This is a genomic window from Comamonas sp. NLF-1-9 (genome assembly GCF_019195435.1).
Classification (GTDB): domain Bacteria; phylum Pseudomonadota; class Gammaproteobacteria; order Burkholderiales; family Burkholderiaceae_C; genus Comamonas_C.
Window position 1 is genome coordinate 157801 of the sequence record NZ_CP078069.1, and the last position, 16962, is coordinate 174762.

At 67.7% G+C, this 16962-nt stretch carries 16 protein-coding genes; 2 read left to right on the top strand and 14 right to left on the bottom strand.

What is annotated here, in order from left to right; genetic code table 11:
• Positions 1 to 14: 14 nt before the first annotated feature.
• The 3 genes from KUD94_RS00690 to KUD94_RS00700 form a co-directional block, all read right to left on the bottom strand.
• Positions 15 to 635, bottom strand: a complete 621-nt coding sequence (locus KUD94_RS00690; RefSeq protein WP_218238012.1) for a mechanosensitive ion channel family protein — start codon at positions 633 to 635, stop codon at positions 15 to 17.
• A gap of 18 nt (positions 636 to 653) precedes the next feature.
• Positions 654 to 2204: a lysine--tRNA ligase gene (lysS, locus tag KUD94_RS00695; RefSeq protein WP_218238013.1), complete on the bottom strand. Its 1551-nt coding sequence runs from the start codon at positions 2202 to 2204 to the stop codon at positions 654 to 656.
• A 158-nt stretch (positions 2205 to 2362) separates the two neighbouring features.
• Positions 2363 to 3475, bottom strand: a complete 1113-nt coding sequence (locus KUD94_RS00700; RefSeq protein ID WP_218238014.1) for a high-affinity branched-chain amino acid ABC transporter substrate-binding protein — start codon at positions 3473 to 3475, stop codon at positions 2363 to 2365.
• A 227-nt stretch (positions 3476 to 3702) separates the two neighbouring features.
• Here KUD94_RS00700 and KUD94_RS00705 point away from each other — a divergent pair, with 227 nt between their 5' ends.
• Positions 3703 to 4245, top strand: coding sequence for a YggT family protein (locus tag KUD94_RS00705; RefSeq protein ID WP_218238015.1), 543 nt, complete (start codon positions 3703 to 3705; stop codon positions 4243 to 4245).
• Positions 4246 to 4300: 55 nt separating this feature from the next.
• On the opposite strand, the gene accD is transcribed toward KUD94_RS00705, so the two are convergent.
• The 7 genes from accD to asd form a co-directional block, all read right to left on the bottom strand.
• The gene (accD, locus tag KUD94_RS00710; RefSeq protein WP_218238016.1) at positions 4301 to 5173 is read right to left on the bottom strand and encodes an acetyl-CoA carboxylase, carboxyltransferase subunit beta; all 873 of its coding nucleotides are present in this window, start codon (positions 5171 to 5173) and stop codon (positions 4301 to 4303) included.
• A gap of 40 nt (positions 5174 to 5213) precedes the next feature.
• Complete coding sequence (trpA, locus tag KUD94_RS00715; RefSeq protein ID WP_218238017.1) at positions 5214 to 6023, bottom strand: tryptophan synthase subunit alpha; 810 nt, start codon at positions 6021 to 6023, stop codon at positions 5214 to 5216.
• Positions 6020 to 7273 (bottom strand): tryptophan synthase subunit beta, encoded by a 1254-nt coding sequence (gene trpB / locus KUD94_RS00720; RefSeq protein WP_218238018.1) that lies wholly within the window; start codon positions 7271 to 7273, stop codon positions 6020 to 6022. The genes trpA and trpB overlap by 4 nt, the downstream gene beginning before the upstream one ends.
• Positions 7274 to 7287: 14 nt before the next feature.
• Positions 7288 to 8001, bottom strand: coding sequence for a phosphoribosylanthranilate isomerase (locus KUD94_RS00725; RefSeq protein ID WP_218238019.1), 714 nt, complete (start codon positions 7999 to 8001; stop codon positions 7288 to 7290).
• A complete protein-coding gene (gene truA, locus KUD94_RS00730) occupies positions 7998 to 8822 on the bottom strand; it encodes a tRNA pseudouridine(38-40) synthase TruA (RefSeq protein WP_218238020.1) in 825 nt (274 codons plus the stop codon). The genes KUD94_RS00725 and truA overlap by 4 nt, the downstream gene beginning before the upstream one ends.
• A gap of 70 nt (positions 8823 to 8892) precedes the next feature.
• Entirely contained in the window at positions 8893 to 11559 is a 2667-nt protein-coding gene (locus KUD94_RS00735; protein ID WP_218238021.1) for a FimV/HubP family polar landmark protein, read from the bottom strand.
• A gap of 247 nt (positions 11560 to 11806) precedes the next feature.
• Complete coding sequence (asd, locus tag KUD94_RS00740) at positions 11807 to 12919, bottom strand: aspartate-semialdehyde dehydrogenase (protein WP_218238022.1); 1113 nt, start codon at positions 12917 to 12919, stop codon at positions 11807 to 11809.
• A 354-nt stretch (positions 12920 to 13273) separates the two neighbouring features.
• Between asd and KUD94_RS00745 the strand changes: the two genes are divergently transcribed.
• On the top strand, positions 13274 to 13873 hold the full coding sequence (locus KUD94_RS00745) for a hypothetical protein (RefSeq protein ID WP_218238023.1): 600 nt from the start codon (positions 13274 to 13276) through the stop codon (positions 13871 to 13873).
• A 61-nt stretch (positions 13874 to 13934) separates the two neighbouring features.
• On the opposite strand, the gene KUD94_RS00750 is transcribed toward KUD94_RS00745, so the two are convergent.
• The 4 genes from KUD94_RS00750 to KUD94_RS00765 all read right to left on the bottom strand — a co-directional run bounded on the left by KUD94_RS00750 (position 13935) and on the right by KUD94_RS00765 (position 16942).
• Entirely contained in the window at positions 13935 to 14132 is a 198-nt protein-coding gene (locus tag KUD94_RS00750; RefSeq protein WP_218238024.1) for a DUF2892 domain-containing protein, read from the bottom strand.
• Positions 14133 to 14148: 16 nt separating this feature from the next.
• Positions 14149 to 14358, bottom strand: a complete 210-nt coding sequence (locus tag KUD94_RS00755; protein ID WP_218238025.1) for a DUF2892 domain-containing protein — start codon at positions 14356 to 14358, stop codon at positions 14149 to 14151.
• Between the two features lie 61 nt (positions 14359 to 14419).
• Entirely contained in the window at positions 14420 to 15556 is a 1137-nt protein-coding gene (locus KUD94_RS00760; RefSeq protein ID WP_218238026.1) for an NAD(P)/FAD-dependent oxidoreductase, read from the bottom strand.
• A 99-nt stretch (positions 15557 to 15655) separates the two neighbouring features.
• Positions 15656 to 16942 carry an NAD(P)/FAD-dependent oxidoreductase gene (locus KUD94_RS00765; RefSeq protein ID WP_218238027.1) on the bottom strand — a complete coding sequence of 429 codons (1287 nt, stop codon included), beginning with the start codon at positions 16940 to 16942 and terminating at the stop codon, positions 15656 to 15658.
• Positions 16943 to 16962 lie beyond the last annotated feature (20 nt).

Sequence of the window (16962 nt, forward strand, 5' to 3'; positions counted from 1 at the left end):
CGTGAATTTTTCTGTTAAAGAGGGTCGCGGACCGGCGGCGGCTGCAGGGTCTGCACGGGCTGCGGCTGCGGGCCGCCGGCCGGCCAGCGCCTGAGCACCCGCTGGAAGACCAGCGCATTCGGAATCTGCAGCAGGCGCGGCTCCTGGCCGGGGCTGGCGTCCTGCAGCGTGGTGTAGAGCAGATTGATGTCCACCACCTTGCCCAGGGGTCCGGGTTTTTCCGTGTTGGTGTCGAGCAACTCCACGTGGTCGCCCACGCGAAACGGCCCCACCATGAAGATCAGGAAGGCGCAGAAGATGTTGGACAGCACGCTCCAGGCGGCAAAGAAGGCCACTGCGCCCACGGCCGCAAAGCCGGTGAGGGCGCTCCAGAGCACGCCGGCCGACACGCCCAGGCGCTCGAGCACCAGCAGGAAGGCGCCGCCCAGGATCAGCAGGCGCAGCAGCGCATTGATCGGCTTGACGAGCTCGTGCGGAAACTGGTAGTGGTCGCCGGCGCGCAGGATCAGCCGGCGCAGCGCATGGTGCAGCGCCAGCGCCACCAGCACGATCAGCAGGATCTGCACCGTGGGCACGATGAACTCCAGCCAGTCGTGCATCCACGGCGGCAGCGTGGCCTTCAGGCGTGCCAGCATGGCTGCGGCCTCGGCCTCTTACTGCTCGCGGCGCAGGGCCGGGAACAGGATCACGTCGCGGATGCTCGCGCTGTCGGTGAGCAGCATCATCAATCGGTCTATGCCTATGCCGCAGCCGCCGGTGGGCGGCAGGCCGTACTCCAGTGCGCGCACGAAATCGTGGTCGAAGTACATCGCCTCTTCGTCGCCGGCGTCCTTGGCCTGTACCTGGGCGGCAAAGCGCGCAGCCTGGTCTTGCGCGTCGTTGAGCTCGGAAAAGCCGTTGGCCATCTCGCGCCCGGTGATGTAGAGCTCGAAGCGCTCGGTCACCTCGGGGCGCTCGTCGTTGGCGCGCGCCAGCGGCGAGATCTCGGTCGGATGCTCCATGATGAAGGTCGGCTGCCAGAGCTTTTCTTCCACCGTTTCCTCGAAGTACAGCACCTGCAGGCTGGCCAGCGAGCGGCGCGAGAGCTGGTCTTTTTCTTCCTTGAGGCCGAGCTTGCGCAGCGCCGCGATCAGCCACTGCGCGTCGTCCACGCCCGCGCCCGCGTCGGTGTGCGCCACGATGGCCTCGCGTATCGTCATGCGCGCAAACGGCGCGGCCAGGTCCACCGGGCGCCCGCCATAAGTGAGCTGCAGCGTGCCGGTGGCCTTGAGCGCGGCGTCGCGCAGCAACTGTTCGGTGTAGTCCATCAGGTCGCGGTAGTTCCAGTAGGCGGCGTAGAACTCCATCATGGTGAACTCTGGGTTGTGGCGCACCGAGATGCCTTCGTTCCTGAAGTTGCGGTTGATCTCGAACACGCGCTCGAAGCCGCCGACCACCAGGCGCTTGAGGTAGAGCTCGGGCGCGATGCGCAGGTACATCTCCTGATCCAGCGCGTTGTGGTGCGTGACGAAGGGCTTGGCGTTGGCGCCCCCGGGAATGGGGTGCAGCATGGGCGTTTCCACCTCCAGGAAGCCGTGCTCGACCATGAAGGCGCGAATGCCCGAGACCGCCTGGCTGCGCGCGATGAAGCGCCGGCGCGCGGCCTCGTCGGTCATCAGGTCGAGGTAGCGCTGGCGGTACTTCATCTCCTGGTCCTGCATGCCGTGGAACTTGTCCGGCAGCGGGCGCAGGCTCTTGGTCAGCAGGCGCAGCGCGCTCACCTTGATGGACAGCTCGCCGGTGCGCGTCTTCATCAGCGTGCCACTGGCGCCAAGAATGTCGCCCAGATCCCAGCGCTTGAAGTCGGCGTAGAGCTCTTCGCCCAGCGCATCGCGCGTGATGTACAACTGGATGCGCCCGCCGGTCGTGCCCAGCGAGCCGTCCTGCAGCGTGGCAAAACTGGCTTTGCCCATCACGCGCTTGAGCATCATGCGCCCGGCCACGCTCACCTGCACCGCCTGCGCCTGCAGCTCGGCGTCCTCCCTTTCGCCGTAGCGCTGCTGCAGCTCGGCCGCGTGCTGGTCGGGCTTGAAATCGTTGGGAAAAGCCACGCCCAACCCCTGCGCCTGGCGCTCGCGCAGCAGCCGGAGCTTGTCCTTGCGCTCGGCAATCAGCTGGCTTTCATCAAGCCCGGAGGGGGCGGCGGCGGAATCGGTGGTTTGCATGGCGAAATGGGGCGCCGCCGCGCGGTGCGGGGCGCCGGTTCAGGGCAGGCGCGGGCCTGCGGTGATGAAAACCGCCGATTCTAGGAGGCCAGGAGGGCGGCTTTGCTGCCGGCCTCGCGAAAATCCGCCCGCCCCGGCGTGCCGGGTGGCGCGCCGATTTACTTGACCAGGGTCTTGCTGCCGTCCTTGTGCCATTCGAAGACCTGGAACTCGAAGGCCGTCAGGTCGCCATTGGCTTTCCAGCTGGTGGGGCCCAGCGGGGTCTGGAAGGTGCTCTTGTGCATGTGCTCGGCCACGAGCGTGGGGTCGTCGCCTACCGCCTTGATGCTGTCCATGATGACCTGCGCGGCGGCGTAGGAGGTGAGCTGGAAGGCGCCCGAAGGGTCGCGCTTCTTGTCCTTGAAGGCCTTGACGATGGCCGCGTTGCGCGCGACGGCGGAAAAATCCGCCGGCAGCGTCACCAGCATGCCCTCGACCGCGTCGCCGCCGATCGAGTTGATCTCGTCGTTGGCCACGCCCTCGGGGCCCATCATGCGCATGTTCAGGCCCGCTTCACGCGCTTGGCGCATCAACAGCCCCATCTCGTTGTGGTAGCCGCCGAAGTAGACGAAATCGACACCGGCTGCGCGCAGCCGGTCAATCACGTCGGAGTAGTCCTTGAGCCCGGGGGTGATGCCTTCGTACATGGCCACGTCCACGCCCTCGCGCCCGAGGATCTTGCGTGCGGTGTTGACGATGCCGCGGCCATAGGCCTGCTTGTCGTGCAGCATGGCCACCTTGCGCGGCTTGAGCTTGTCGATGATGAAGCGCGCGGCGACCGCCCCTTGTTCATTGTCCGGGCCTATGGTGCGAAAGATGTAGTGGTAGTCGTTACCGTCGGTGAGCGCCGGCGAGGTGGCCGAGGGCGTGACTGCCACGACGCGCTGGCTGTTGTAGATCGGCGCTGCCGCTATGGTTGCGCCCGAGCACAGCGGGCCGACGATGTAGTGGATCTTGTCGTCAAGCACCCGGTTGGCCACCTTGGGGCTCTGCTTGGGGTCGCAGCCATCGTCGTACACGGTGGTCTGCACCTGCTTTCCGTTGATGCCGCCCGCCGCGTTGACTAGTTCGACGGCGGTATTCACGCCCTGGGTAATCATGTCGCCGGTCTTGGTAAGTGGCCCGCTGGCCGGTATGACGATGGCGATCTTGATCTGGGCCTGGACCGTGAACGTAAAGGCGGTTGCGGCAAGAGCCGTCAACGCCGTGCGTAGGCGCATGCGAAGCTTCATGTAAACCTTCTCGGACAGGTTGATTCGAGGGTGCCGCGCGCTGTGTGTGCGCCGGCAAGTCCGACTAGATTAATCGTTGGCCGAGCTTTGGCAAGAGGGTTAACCTGCGCCCGGGGGTCTTTCTCTGCGGCCGCTGCAGTGCCCGACGGCCCGCGCGCTGACCAGCGCGACCCGGTCACCCCGTGGCATGATGGTACGCCCCTTGCCCCACTCCGCCGCACCGCCCCATGCTCTACCAGATCTTTTCATTTCTGCTGGACGTTGTCGCCAGCGTGGTCACCGGCGCCTGTCTGCTGCGCGTGTACATGCAGCGCCTGCAACTGCCGTTTGGCAACCCGGTCGGGCAGGCGGTGCTGGCGCTCAGCGACTGGCTGGTGCTGCCGCTGCGCCGGCTGCTGGCGCCGCGCAGCCGCTGGGACGTGGCAAGCCTGCTGGCGGCGGTGCTGGCCCAGGCGGTGCAATACCTGGTGCTGATGCTCTGGGCGGGCGCGGGCCTGGGCGGCCTGGTGTTGCTGGTGCTGTTTGGCATCGTGCGCGTGGCCATCCTCGGGCTGATCGGCCTCATCATCTTGCATGCCGTGCTGAGCTGGGTGCCCAACCATTCGCCGATTGCCGGCGTGGTCGCGCGCCTTGCCGAGCCCTTGCTCGCGCCGCTGCGCCGCGTGCTGCCGCAGCCCCAGGGGCTGGATTTCTCGCCGCTGGTGGCGCTGCTGATACTGCAGGTGCTCCTGATCGTCCTGGGGAACCTCCAGGCCGCTTCCTTGTTTTGATGAAATACGGCTCTAGAGACCGTCAGTAAAGCGCTGGCAGCTATTGTTTTTGAGATCAGGCGATGGCGTCTGCAGGCAGGCGTTGCAGCATGGCCAGCAGCCGGGCCACGGTGGCCGGCAGCTGGCGGCGGTCGACGATCATGTCCACCGCGCCCTTGCTTTGCAGGAATTCGGCGCGCTGAAAGCCTTCGGGCAAGGTCACGCGCACCGTGGACTCGATCACGCGCGGCCCGGCAAAGCCGATCAGCGCGCCGGGTTCGGCGATCACGATGTCGCCCATGAAGGCAAAGCCGGCCGAGACGCCGCCCATGGTCGGGTCGGTGAGCACGCTGATGTAGGGCAAGCCCTTCTTGGCCAGGCGGGTGAGTGCGGCATTGGTCTTGGCCATCTGCATCAGCGACAGCAGGCCCTCTTGCATGCGTGCGCCGCCGGTGGCGGTAAAGCAGATGAAGGGTACCTTCTGCTCGATGGCGTTTTCCACGCCGCGCGCAAAGCGCTCGCCGACGACCGAGCCCATGGAGCCGCCCATGAAGTCGAACTCGAAGGCCGCGGCCACCAGACTGATGCTCTTGACCGCGCCGCCCATGACCACGAGCGCATCGGTCTCGCCGGTGTGCTCCAGCGCCTCTTTCAGGCGCTCGGGGTATTTGCGGCTGTCCTTGAACTTGAGCGCGTCCACCGGTATGACTTCCTGGCCGATCTCGTAGCGCCCCTCGGCGTCCAGGAAGGCGTCGAGCCGCGCACGCGCGCCGATGCGGTGATGGTGGCCGCAGTGGGGGCAGACGTTGTGGTTGTGCTCCAGGTCGGTCTTGTAGAGCACGGTATCGCAACTCGGGCACTTGATCCACAAGCCTTCGGGCATTTGCCGGCGCTCGGCCGGGTCGGTGGGCTGGATCTTGGAAGGCAGGAGTTTTTCAAGCCAGGACATGGTGGTTTCCTTCGGTATGGGCCGCGGGCGGCCCAGGTATTCAGGCGTCCAGTGCCTTGCGGATCTGGCGCAGGAAGTCGATGGTGACCCCGACGACGCGTTCATGCGGCTGGTCTTCGACGAGCTCGATGATGCGACTGCCCATGACCACGGCATCGGCCACGCTGGCGATGGCCCGGGCGGTTTGCGCGTCGCGTATGCCAAAGCCCACGCCGACCGGAATCTTCACGTGCTCGCGGATGCGCGGCAGCATGGCCGCCACTTCTTCGGTCTTGAGCGCGCCCGAGCCGGTCACGCCCTTGAGCGAGACGTAGTAGACATAGCCGCTGGCCACGCGCGCTACCTGCTGCATGCGCTCGGGCGTGGAGGTGGGCGCAAGCAGGAAGATCAGGTCGATGCCGCTGCGGCGCAGCTCGGCGCCGAACTGCTCGCATTCCTCGGGCGGGTAATCGACGACGAGCACGCCGTCCACGCCGCAGGCGGCGCAGTCGCGCGCAAAGCTGCCCGGGCCGCGCTGCTGCTCGTAGCGCTCCACCGGGTTGGCATAGCCCATGAGCACCACCGGCGTCGTGCTGTTGCGCTGGCGAAAGAGCCGCACCATCTCCAGCACCTCGGCCAGGCCTATGCCCAGTTGCAAGGCCTTTTCCCCGGCCTTCTGGATCACCGGGCCGTCGGCCATGGGATCGGAAAACGGCACGCCCAGCTCGATCACGTCGGCGCCCGCTTCGACCATGCCGTGCATCAGCGCGGGCGTGATGTCGGCAAACGGAAAGCCCGCCGTGACGTATGGAATCAGCGCCTTGCGGCCCTTGGCCTGCAGGGCTTCGAAGGTGTCGGCAATGCGGCTCATGCGCGGGCCCCCTTGACCGTGGCGCCCTGCTGGCTTGGCCGGTCGAAGTATTCGCCGCCGGCCAGGTCGGCCACCGTGCCTATGTCCTTGTCGCCGCGGCCAGAGAGGTTCACGAGAATGGCTTGTTCGGGCGACATGGTCGGCGCCAGTTGCATCGCATAGGCCAGCGCGTGGCTCGATTCCAGCGCCGGGATGATGCCTTCGGTGCGGCACAGGTGGTGAAAGGCCGCGAGCGCCTCATCGTCGGTGATGCCCACGTAGCGCGCGCGCCCGGTGTCCTGCAGCCAGGCGTGTTCGGGGCCGACGCCGGGGTAGTCGAGCCCGGCGCTGATCGAGTGCGTCTCGGTGATCTGGCCCTTGTCGTCCTGCAGGATGTAGGTGCGGTTGCCGTGCAGCACGCCGGGGCTGCCGCGCTCCAGGCTGGCCGAATGCTTGCCCGAATCGAGCCCCTGGCCCGCGGCCTCGACGCCGATCAGCTGCACCGCCTCATGCGCGATGTAGGGGTAGAAGATGCCCATGGCGTTGCTGCCTCCGCCCACGCAGGCGAGGACGGCATCGGGCTGGCGCCCGGGGCCGAGCAGCTCGGGCATCTGCGTGAGGCATTCGGTGCCGATCACGCTTTGAAAGTCGCGCACCATCATCGGGTAGGGGTGGGGGCCGGCCACGGTGCCGATGATGTAGAAGGTGTTGTCCACGTTCGCCACCCAGTCGCGCATGGCCTCGTTGAGCGCGTCCTTGAGCGTGCGGCTGCCGCTTTCCGCCGGCACCACGCGCGCGCCCAGGAGCTGCATGCGATAGACGTTGGGGCTCTGGCGCCTGACGTCTTCGGCGCCCATGTAGACCACGCACTCCAGACCGTAGCGCGCGCAGATCGTGGCCGTGGCCACGCCGTGCTGGCCCGCGCCGGTCTCGGCGATGATGCGCGGCTTGCCCATGCGCCGCGCGAGCATCGCCTGGCCGATCACGTTGTTGATCTTGTGCGCGCCGGTGTGGTTGAGGTCTTCGCGCTTGAGGTAAATCTGCGCGCCGCCGAGCTCGCGGCTCATGCGCGCCGCGTGGTAGACCGGCGAGGGGCGGCCGACGTAGTGCGCGAGTTCGCTGCGAAATTCCGCGATGAAGTCGGGGTCGTTCTGGTAGCGCGCGTAGGCGGCGCGCAGCTCGTCGATGGCGTGCGTCAGGGTTTCACTGACGAAACTGCCGCCATAGGGGCCGAAATGGCCACGGGTATCGGGTTGGTCGTATTGCAACATTTGATTCTTGGGGGTCAGGCTGCGTCGGCCGCACGCACGGCGGCGACGAAGCGGGCCATCTTGCCGGCGTCCTTGATGCCGTGTACGGGCTTGCCGTCAGGGCCTTCAAGCTCCACGCCGGAGCTCACGTCAACGGCCAGCGTCCTGCAACGCGGGCGCACTGCCCTGATGCCATCGCCCACGTTGGCAGGTGTGAGCCCACCAGACAAAACGAGGTGAGCGTCGACGTAGGGTGGCAGCAGTGACCAAGGGAATGTTTTGCCGCCCCCGCCATAGCCTGGGGTTTGGGCATCCAGCAGGATGGCACGGGCGCGGGAGTGATCGTGGGCGTATTTTACGAGGTCAAAGCGCCCGGCGGCGGCGCCGCCCGGAATGCGCGCTGCGCGCAGGTAGGGAGTGCGTCCGCCGGCGCTGGCCTGCCAGCAGTCTTCGGGCGATTCATCACCATGAAATTGGGCTGTAGCGCCCGGTACGCATGCGCAAGCAGCTATTGTTTCAGAAGCAGACGCATTGACGAAAAGCAGCACTGGCGTGACCAGGGGCGGCAGGCGGGCAGCCAGCTCGGCGGCGCGCTCGGGCGTGACGCAGCGCCGGCTGGCGCGGTAGAGCACGAAGCCGATCGCATCGACGCCCAGGGCCACGGCGGCGTCCACATCGGCTTCGCGGGTCAGGCCGCAGATCTTGATGCGGGTGCGTGTTGTCGTGGCATGCGTCGGGCTGGCGCTCATGGCAGCCAATCATACGCAGGCGCGCGATCGGGCAGACCCCAGACGCGCTCGTACACCGGCCCAAGAAAATACAGCCCGTCGGCCATGAAGGTCGGCGCCGCCATGCTGCGCGAGCGCGCCTGCAGCAGCTCCTGCATCCAGTGCGCCGGCCGCGCGCCCTGGCCTATGGCGATGAGGCAGCCCATGATGTTGCGCACCATGTGGTGCAGGAAGGCGCTGCCTTCGAACTCGAAGCGCCAGTAGCCCGTGGGGCAGCCTTGGGCGCCGGTGTCGGCCGGCTGCAGGGCGGCGCGGTGGGAAATGTCGATGCGCTGCAGGCGCTTGACCGGGCTCCTGGCCTGGCAGCCGGCGGCGCGAAACGCGCTGAAGTCGTGCTCGCCGATCAGGTAGCCGGCGGCTTCCTGCATGGCTGCGAGCGCCAGCGGCTGAAACACCCAGCCGACGCGCCCGGCTTCCACGCTGGGACGCACGGGCGACTGCAGCAGCACATAGGCATAGCGGCGCGCAACGGCGCAGGCGCGCGCATGGAAGGCGTCTGGCACCCGCCGCGCCCATTGCACCGCCACGTCGGGTGGCAAGAAGCGGTTGGTGCCGCGCACCCAGGCGAACTCGGGGCGCTCGATGTCGGTATCGAAGTGCACTACCTGCATCAGCGCGTGCACGCCGGCATCGGTGCGCCCGGCGCACAGCGTGGCGACGGGCACGGTGGCAAAGCGGGTGAGTGCCGCTTGCAGGTGGTCTTGCACGGTGCGCCCCGAAGGCTGGCTCTGCCAGCCCTGGTAGGCCTGACCGTTGTAACTTACGCCCAGAGCGATGCGCATGCCTGCTGGCCCACGGTGCCCGCACCGGCGCGGCGCGCGGGGCGCTGCCCGCAGCGGCGCCGCGCTGCGCTCAGTCCAGCGCGCCGAGCATGCGCTCGGCCCTGGCCTTGAGCTCACCGTCGGCCTGGGCGATGACCTCTTCGACCAATGCGCGTGCGCCTTCGCTGTCGCCTATGGCCTTGAACTCCTCGGCCAGCGCGAGCTTGGTGGCCAGCGGGTCGCTGGGCAGCGGCTCTGCAGGAGCGGCCGGGGCGGCGGCGCTGATGTCGATGGCCGGGCTGGCAGGCTGGCTCAGGTCCAGCGACAGCTCGCCCAGATCGAATTCCAGCGCGGCCGGCTCGGTGCCTGTGTCTTCATGCTTGGAGAGCGGCATGGGGCCGGATTCGGCCAGCGCCAGGTCGTCGGTCGGGAAGTCCAGCGTGTGGCCGAGATCGTCTGGCGCCGGCGAGGGGGCCTGTACGGGCGCTGGCGCCAGCGCGGCCGGCACGGTGGTGAGCACCTGGGGCACGGTGTCCGCAGCCCTTTCTGCATCGCGGGCACGCGCCGCTTCGGCCGCGGCGGCGAAGCTGGAGCCGGCATCGGCCTGCAGGGGTGCGGGCGCGGAGGCGCCGCTGTCCAGGTCCAGATCCAGGTCGATTTCGGGCAACACCGAGTCGGGCGCCGGTGCCGCCGGGGCAGTGGGCGGCGCGCTGAGTTCGGGCGCATCGATGCCGGCCAGCGCCGGTTCGCGCACCTGCGGGGCGGCGGCAGGCGCCTGCGCGCTTGCGGTGCCGGCAGCTGCGGCGGCGGCTACGGGCAGGGTGCGGTAGAGCGGGTTGTTGCCGTCGAGCTCTGCGCCCAGGCGCTGCACGCGCTCCCATTCGGCGCCCTGGCCCTGGCTGAGCTCGCGCACCTGGCGCGCGGCCGCTTCCAGGCCTACGCGGTCCTGGCGCTTGGCGTAGATCTCGGCCAGCTTTGCCGGAATGGCCACCTGCTGCGGATGCAGCAGCGCCGCTTCCTTGAGGATGGCTTCGGCCTCGGGGTCTTTGCCATAGGCGAGGTAGACGTCGGCCTCGGCCACCGGGTCCACGTCGCCAATCTGGTCGAGCTGGCTCGGGGAGTAGAGCGTGGAGGTGGAGCCGGTGTTCAGGTCGCTGCTGGTGGTGTCCACCTCCTGGCCGCCACTTTCGGCAAAGAAAGAGTCGGGGTGGTCGGCGTCGTCGGCAAAGGTGGTCTCGGGGTTTTGCGGGTTGCGCCGGCCCTGCTGCCAGCGGTAGCCGGCCCAACCCAGCAGCAAGAGCAGCAGCGCCAGGGCGCCGCCCGTCATCAGCGGGTCTTGCGTGAGTTCGTCGAGCAGACTGGGTTCGGCTGCGGGCTGCGCGGGCGGCGCTGCGGGCGTGGCCGCTTGCGGCGCGGGCGCGGGTTCTGGCGCCGGCGCGGGTTCGGGTGCTGGAGCGGCGGCGGGTTCAGTGGCGGGTTCGGTGGCGGCAGCGGCCAGGGCCGGCGGCGCGGTGAGCTCGGCAGTGCCGTCCGCGGCCGGTGCGGCGGCGCTTGAATCTGCCGGCGCGGCGGTCGCCGGCGTGCTGGCCGCCGAGGCGCTGTCTGCAGCCGGCGCCGTGGTCGCAGGTGCGGCGGATTCGGCAGGGGCTGCATCCGCACCATTGCCCAGCTTCTGCAGCTCGGCGACGTTGCGCGAGAGTTCGGCCAGACGCGCCGATGTCTCCTGCGTCTGGCGGCTCTCGGCGGTCTTGGCGTCGTCCGCCGCCTTGGCCGCGGCCTCGCCCTTGCTCAGCGTCAGCTTGTCGGTCTGGGCGGCTTCGGGCTTGCTCTCGGCCACCTCGGTCTGCACCTTGCCGCTGTCGGCGCGCGTGGCCGACGGCACGCCGGCGCTGGGCGCGGCCCCGGCCAGGCGCTGGCGGAAGGCATTGAAGTCGTGGATCTGCGCCGCGATGATCTTGCGCGCCTGGGCGGCGGACGTGGCCTGAGCCGCTTCCTTGCCCGGCAGTTGCAGCACCGCGCCTGCGCGCAGGCGGTTGACGTTGCCGTCGATGAAGGCCTCGGGGTTGGCGCGCAGCAAGGCCAGCAGCATCTGGTCGAGCGAGACGCCGCTGGGCCGGTGGGCGCTGGCGATGGCGCCTGCGGTGTCGCCGGCATGTACCGTGACCTCGCGCGCCGCGCTCTCGGCGGCGGGTGCGCGCGCGGGGGCGGACGCCGGCGCAGCAGCCTGGGGTCTGGCGGCAGGCAGCGGTGCGGGCGCCGCGCTGGGGCTGGGCACGGCGGCCGATTGCGCGCCGCTCGCGCCGGCTTCGCCGGTCTGGGCGGCCAGGGGCGCAGGCGCCGACGGGCGGCGCAGCGCCGGCGGGTCGAACAGCAGGGTGTAGCTGCGCACGATGTGGCCGGCGTTCCAGGCGGCGTCGATCACCAGGTCGATGAAGGGGTCGCTCACCGCGCGGTCGCTGCTCAACTGCAACACCATGGCGCCCTGGGCTTGCTGCTTGAGCTCGAGGCGGATGCCATGGACCGCCGGGGAGAACTCCAGGCCCTGGGCGCGGAAGACCTCGGGGCTGGCCATGCGCACGCGCAGCGATTCGGCTTCGGCGGGCGTGATGCGCGGCAGCGCCACTTCGGCGCGCAAGGGCTCGCCCAGGGCAGACTGAACCGTGACCTTGCCGAGGGTCAGCGCGCTGGCGGTGGAGACGTACAGGCCCGTGGTGAGGGCGGCCGCAGTGGCCAGGAGGGAAAGGTTCCAGCGATGCATGGGTGCGGCAGTCTGCGTTGTGTGTCTGTTGGTTGCCTTGCGCTTTGAAAACAGGAGCGCAAAAGCCCCTGATGACGGTTGAAAGCACCTTAGCATCAATGTGTTGCACTGACAAGCTGAGGATGCGGTTCAGCTTTTTTTCAGACCTTTTGTGCCATTTTGTCGCATCGCCTGTTGGCAACTGGCAACAAGCGGGCGCGGCGCCGTCCCACCGCGCCGCCGCCCCTTCGGGCAGGCCCTGGCGCGCTCAGGCGGCCAGCAGGATGCGCAGCATGCGCCGCAGCGGCTCGGCCGCGCCCCAGAGCAACTGGTCGCCCACCACGAAGGCAGAGACGTACTCGGGCCCGAGGTTGAGCTTGCGCACGCGCCCGACCGCGATGTCCAGGCCGCCGGTGACCGCAGCGGGCGTGAGTTCATGCACGCTGCGCTCGCGCTCGTTGGGCACGAAGCGCACCCAGGGGTTGCCGCCGCGGATCAGCGATTCGACCTCCGCCAGCGGCAAGTCCTTCTTGAGCTTGAGCGTGAGCGCCAGCGAATGGCAGCGCATCGCACCGATGCGCACGCACAGGCCGTCGACCGGAATTGGCGCGCTCGTGCCCAGGATCTTGTTGACCTCGGCCTGGCCCTTCCATTCTTCCTTGGACTGGCCGTTGTCCAGTTGCGAGTCGATCCAGGGGATCAGGCCGCCGGCCAGAGGAGCGCCGAAGAATTCGCGCGGCACGTCTTCGCGTATGGTCTGGGCGACCTTGCGGTCGATCTCCAGGATGGCCGACGCCGGCGTGGCCAGCTCATCCTGCACCGCAGCGTGGATCACGCCCATGCCCTTGAGCAGCTCGCGCATGTGGTTGGCGCCGCCGCCCGAGGCCGCCTGGTAGGTCATGGAGCTGACCCATTCGACCAGGTCTGCCTTGAACAGACCGACCATGCCCATGAGCAGGATGGAATTGGTGCAGTTGCCGCCTATCCAGTTCTTGCCGCCCGCGGCGAGCTTGTCCTTGATCAGTCCCTCGTTGACCGGGTCCAGAACGATGACCGCGTCGCTCTGCATGCGCAGCGCGCTGGCGGCGTCGATCCAGTGCCCCTGCCAGCCGCTGGCCCGCAGCTTCGGGAACACTTCCTTGGTGTAGTCGCCGCCCTGACAGGTGATGACGATGTCGCACTGGGCGAGCTCGGCGATGTCGTTCGCGTCCTTGAGCTGGGTGTGCGTGCGCGCCATCGCGGGCGCCTTGCCGCCGGCGTTGGAGGTGGAGAAGAAGACCGGCTCGATCAGCTCGAAGTCGCCCTCGGCCTGCATGCGGTCCATCAGCACGGAGCCGACCATGCCGCGCCAGCCGACGAGACCTACCAGTTGCTTGCCCATTGCTCTGCCCTTTCAAAAAATAGAAGCACCGTCAGGCGCTGTTTTCTTGCCCCGGCTCGTCTGGCCGGAGGAGGGCGCACGACGATGCCGGAGCTGTTCAGCTCTTGATGGTCGTGGTTTTGGTGGTGAACGCGCATGCCAGGTCGCCGTGCGGGGCGACGGGGTACAGCCGGAGTGACAGCGTGGCATACATGGCCCTGCATTTTAGGCCAAGCGGTTTTTGCACTGCAACATTGACCGCATCCGGGCTTTCGCAAAAAGGCAACATAGGGCCGCGCCCGGCGCGCCCTGCGCGGTGCCCGCCTATACTGCAGACGTTTTGAAACAATTGCAATTTCTTGTTGAGAGGCAGGCATGAAGCGCTGGATGGGCATGGTGGCGGTGGCGGCGCTCGCGGGTGCGGGCGGCGCGGGTGCGCAAACGATCTACGGCCAGTTGGGCACGACCGGCGCTACCGTCGGCTACGCGCAGCATTTCGAGGGCTTCAATCTGCGCGCCGACCTGAACTTCCTCAGCTATGGCCGCAACATCCATACGCGCCACATCGACTACGACGGCAAGCTCAAGTTCAGCTCCGTCGGTTTGTTCGGCGACTATTTCCTTGCCGGGCAGTTTCGCCTGACCGGCGGCTTTTTTCTCGGGCGCGACAAGATCGCGGTGGACGCCAGGGCCGAATCCATACTGCCTGGCGAATGGGTGCGCGGCGACATCCACACGCGCAATCTGCGGCCTTATCTTGGCGTGGGCTGGGGCTATTCGCCCAAGGCGAGCGGCCTGTCGTTTGCGGCCGATCTCGGTGCCAGCTATGGCGCGGTGCGCACCAGCCTGCAGGCTTCGCCCGGCATGGGCTGGACCCAGGGGCGGCTGGACCAGGAGCGCGCGGCGCTGGACGACAAGGCCAGCAAGTACAAATGGTTCCCGGTGGTGCGCGTGGGTCTGGCCTACCGCTTCTGAGTCGGCCTGCGCGGCAGTCCTGCGCCGCCGCAGCCTCGGGCCGCGGCGGCGTTCTCGTCTTTCACTCGGGCTTTTTCATCGGGCAGGTGCGTATGCCCAGCAGGCTGTAGGCCGGGCAGAAGCGAAACAGGCCGGTAGCGAGCGGCAGTACGCCAAGATAGCCCCACCAGCCCACGACACCGGTGGCGGCCAGGGCGATCAGCACGATGCCCACGAGGATGCGCAGGATGCGGTCGATGCCGCCGACATTGTTCAACATGGTTCTTCCTTTCGGTTCAGCAGCCGGGCTGGATGCCCAGCTTCTTGAGCATGTTGGCCATCAGACACCACTGCGTAAAGGCGCTCTGCAGCAGGTTCAGGCCGACAAATGCGGTGAATGCGAGCCACCACTGGCTCACAAAGACGGGGCTGCCCGGGATGCCCAGGGCGAGCGAGAGCAGGATGAAAAAGCCGGCTACGGCGCGGGTGACTCTCCAGGTGGTCATGGTGTGCTCCTTCAACAAAAAAATGCAATCGACGCGGGAGATGGGGTCTTGAGCGGGCCGCTCAGCGATAGCGTTCGAGGTAGCGCCGCTCGAAATGCGCCTTCGCCCAGTGCGCGGGGCGCAGCCAGGGCAGCGAGACGGTACGCGCCCCGGTGCGCCAGACCAGCTTGCCTTGCTCGAGCGTGTCGATGATGCACAGCAGCTCGGCCTTGAAGCCGGCAGTCTCCGGGCGGCCGGCCAGCGCGTCGATCAGGTTCTGCGCGGCGGCAGCCGCTTGCAGGTCGGCCATGTGGGCCTGCTTGGGCGCCCAGTCGGGGCCGGGAAAGCTGCCGGCGTCGCCGACGACGTAAGTCCTGTGCCAGCCCTGCACGCGGCATTGCGCGTCGGCGGCGATCAGGCCGCCGGGTGAGCGCGGCAGCGCGGTCGCGTCCAGCCAGGCCTTGCCGGTCATGCCGCTCATGAAGAGGATCAGGTCGGCGGGGATTTCGCCGCCCTCGGTCACCACCTTGTCCGCCTCGAAACGCAGCGGCTTGTGCCCCAGGTGCGTCTGAATGCCGCGGCGGCGCATCTCGGCGAGGATGCCTTGCACGGCCTGCTCGCCCAGGCGTTTGCCCGGCTCGGTCTTGGGGTGAAAGAAGGTGAGCGTGAATTTTTCGCGCCGACCCTCGCGGCGCAATTGCGTGTCGATGGCGAAGAGAAATTCGAACATCGGCCCGCCGCGCACCGCCGCAGGCTCCTTGGGGTTGCCGGAAAAGCCGACCGCGATCGAGCCGCCGCTCATCGCCTTCAGGCGCTCGCGAATCTTCTCGGCGGCGGCGATGCCCTCGCAGGGCGTGATGGCGTGCGCTATGCCGGGCAGCTTCTTGATGAAGCGCCCGCCGGTGGCGATCACCAGCGCGTCGTTGGCGATTTTTTCACCCGTACCGGTGAGCACGGTGCGGCCCTGGTCTTGCAGCCCCGTGACCTCGGCCGCGACGTGGCGCACCTTCATGCGCTCGAAGAAGGGCGCGAGCGGCACGACGAGGTCTTCGCGCTTTCGTTTGCCGCCGGGAATCCAGATGATGCCGGGCAGGTAGTGCAGCTCGGCCAGCGGTGAGACGAGCGTGATCGGCGCGGTGCACAGGCGTGCCCGCAGCTCGCGCACGGTGGACAGCGCGCCGAAGCCGCTGCCGAGGATGACGATTTCAGGAGTGCTCATGTGTTTCTCGGTTTGGGAGCGCCGTGGGGCATGGCGCATCATGAACCCGGCGCCTTGACCCTTTCAAGCACATCCATCGGCCGGGTGGCATCAAGGCGTTCACCGGGTTTTCTCCAGCCGCTCTATGCCCAGGGCCTTGAGCACGTGTTTCTCGTAAAACGGTTCGGGCGAGCCGGTCTTCATCTTGTGCATGAAGTATTTTTCGAAGGCGATCTTGCCCAGGTGCACCCACTTGCCCTTCTTGAACCAGTTGACGTTGCGCGGCGGGATTTGCGGCAGCGCGACGAAGGCGGCGCCGGTGTCGCCCATGTCGGCTAGGCAGATCGCGTTCCAGGTGGCCTTGGCGGTGGCGTCCTCGGGTCGGCCCGCAAGCTCGGCGGCGATGTTGTGGCAGATGGCCGAGACCATGGTCTCGATCATGTAGCCGGTCTTGGGCGCACCGGTGGGCACGGGCGTGACCTCGACCGGTGGGATGGCGACGCACACGCCGGCCGAGAAGATGTTGCGGTACTTCTTGCTGCGCTGGTACTCGTCGATCAGCACGAAGCCGCGCGGGTTGCACAGGCCTTCGACGGCAGCCACCGCGTCCACGCCCTTGAAGGCGGGCAGCATCATGCTGAACTTGAAGGGCAGCTCGTGCTCCTTCTTGGGCTGGCCGGCTTCGTCGAGTTCGGTGACGAACATCCTGCCCGCTTCCACGCGCGTGGTCTTGGCGTTGGTGATCCACTTGATGTCGAAGCTGCGCAGCTCGCTCTCCAGCAGCGTCTTGGAATCGCCCACGCCCGCCAGCCCCATGTGGCCGATCCAGGGCTCGCTGGTGACGAAGGTCAGCGGCACCTTGTGGCGCAGCTTTCTCTTTTGCAGGTCCTTGTTGAAGATGAAGGCGAACTCGTAGGCCGGGCCGAAGCACGAGGCGCCGGGCATCGCGCCGATGATCGCGGGGCCGGGGTCTTGCAGAAATTGCTGGTAGGCGGCCCAGGCGGCTTGCGCGTGATCGACGGTGCAGATCGATTGCGTGTACCCGCCCTGCGGGCCGCTGCCAGGCACTTCGTCGAACGAGAGCTTGGGGCCGGTGGTGATGATGAGGTAGTCGTAGGCCAGCTGCTCGCCGTTGGCCAGCGTCAGCAGCTTGCCCTCGGCGTCGATCTGGTCCACCTGCTGCGCGATGAAGGCGATACCTTTCTTGGCCAGACTGGGCGCGATGGGCATTGTCGTTTCCTGGCGCTCGCGCCAGCCCACGGCCACCCAGGGGTTGGACGGCACGAACTGGAAGTAATCGACCGCGTTGACGACGGTGATGCGATGCGTCTTGTCCAGCAGCGCGCGCAATTCGTAGGCGGCGGGCATGCCGCCGGTGCCTGCGCCAAGAATCACGATGTGGGCCATGTCTGTCTCCTGGTGGATGG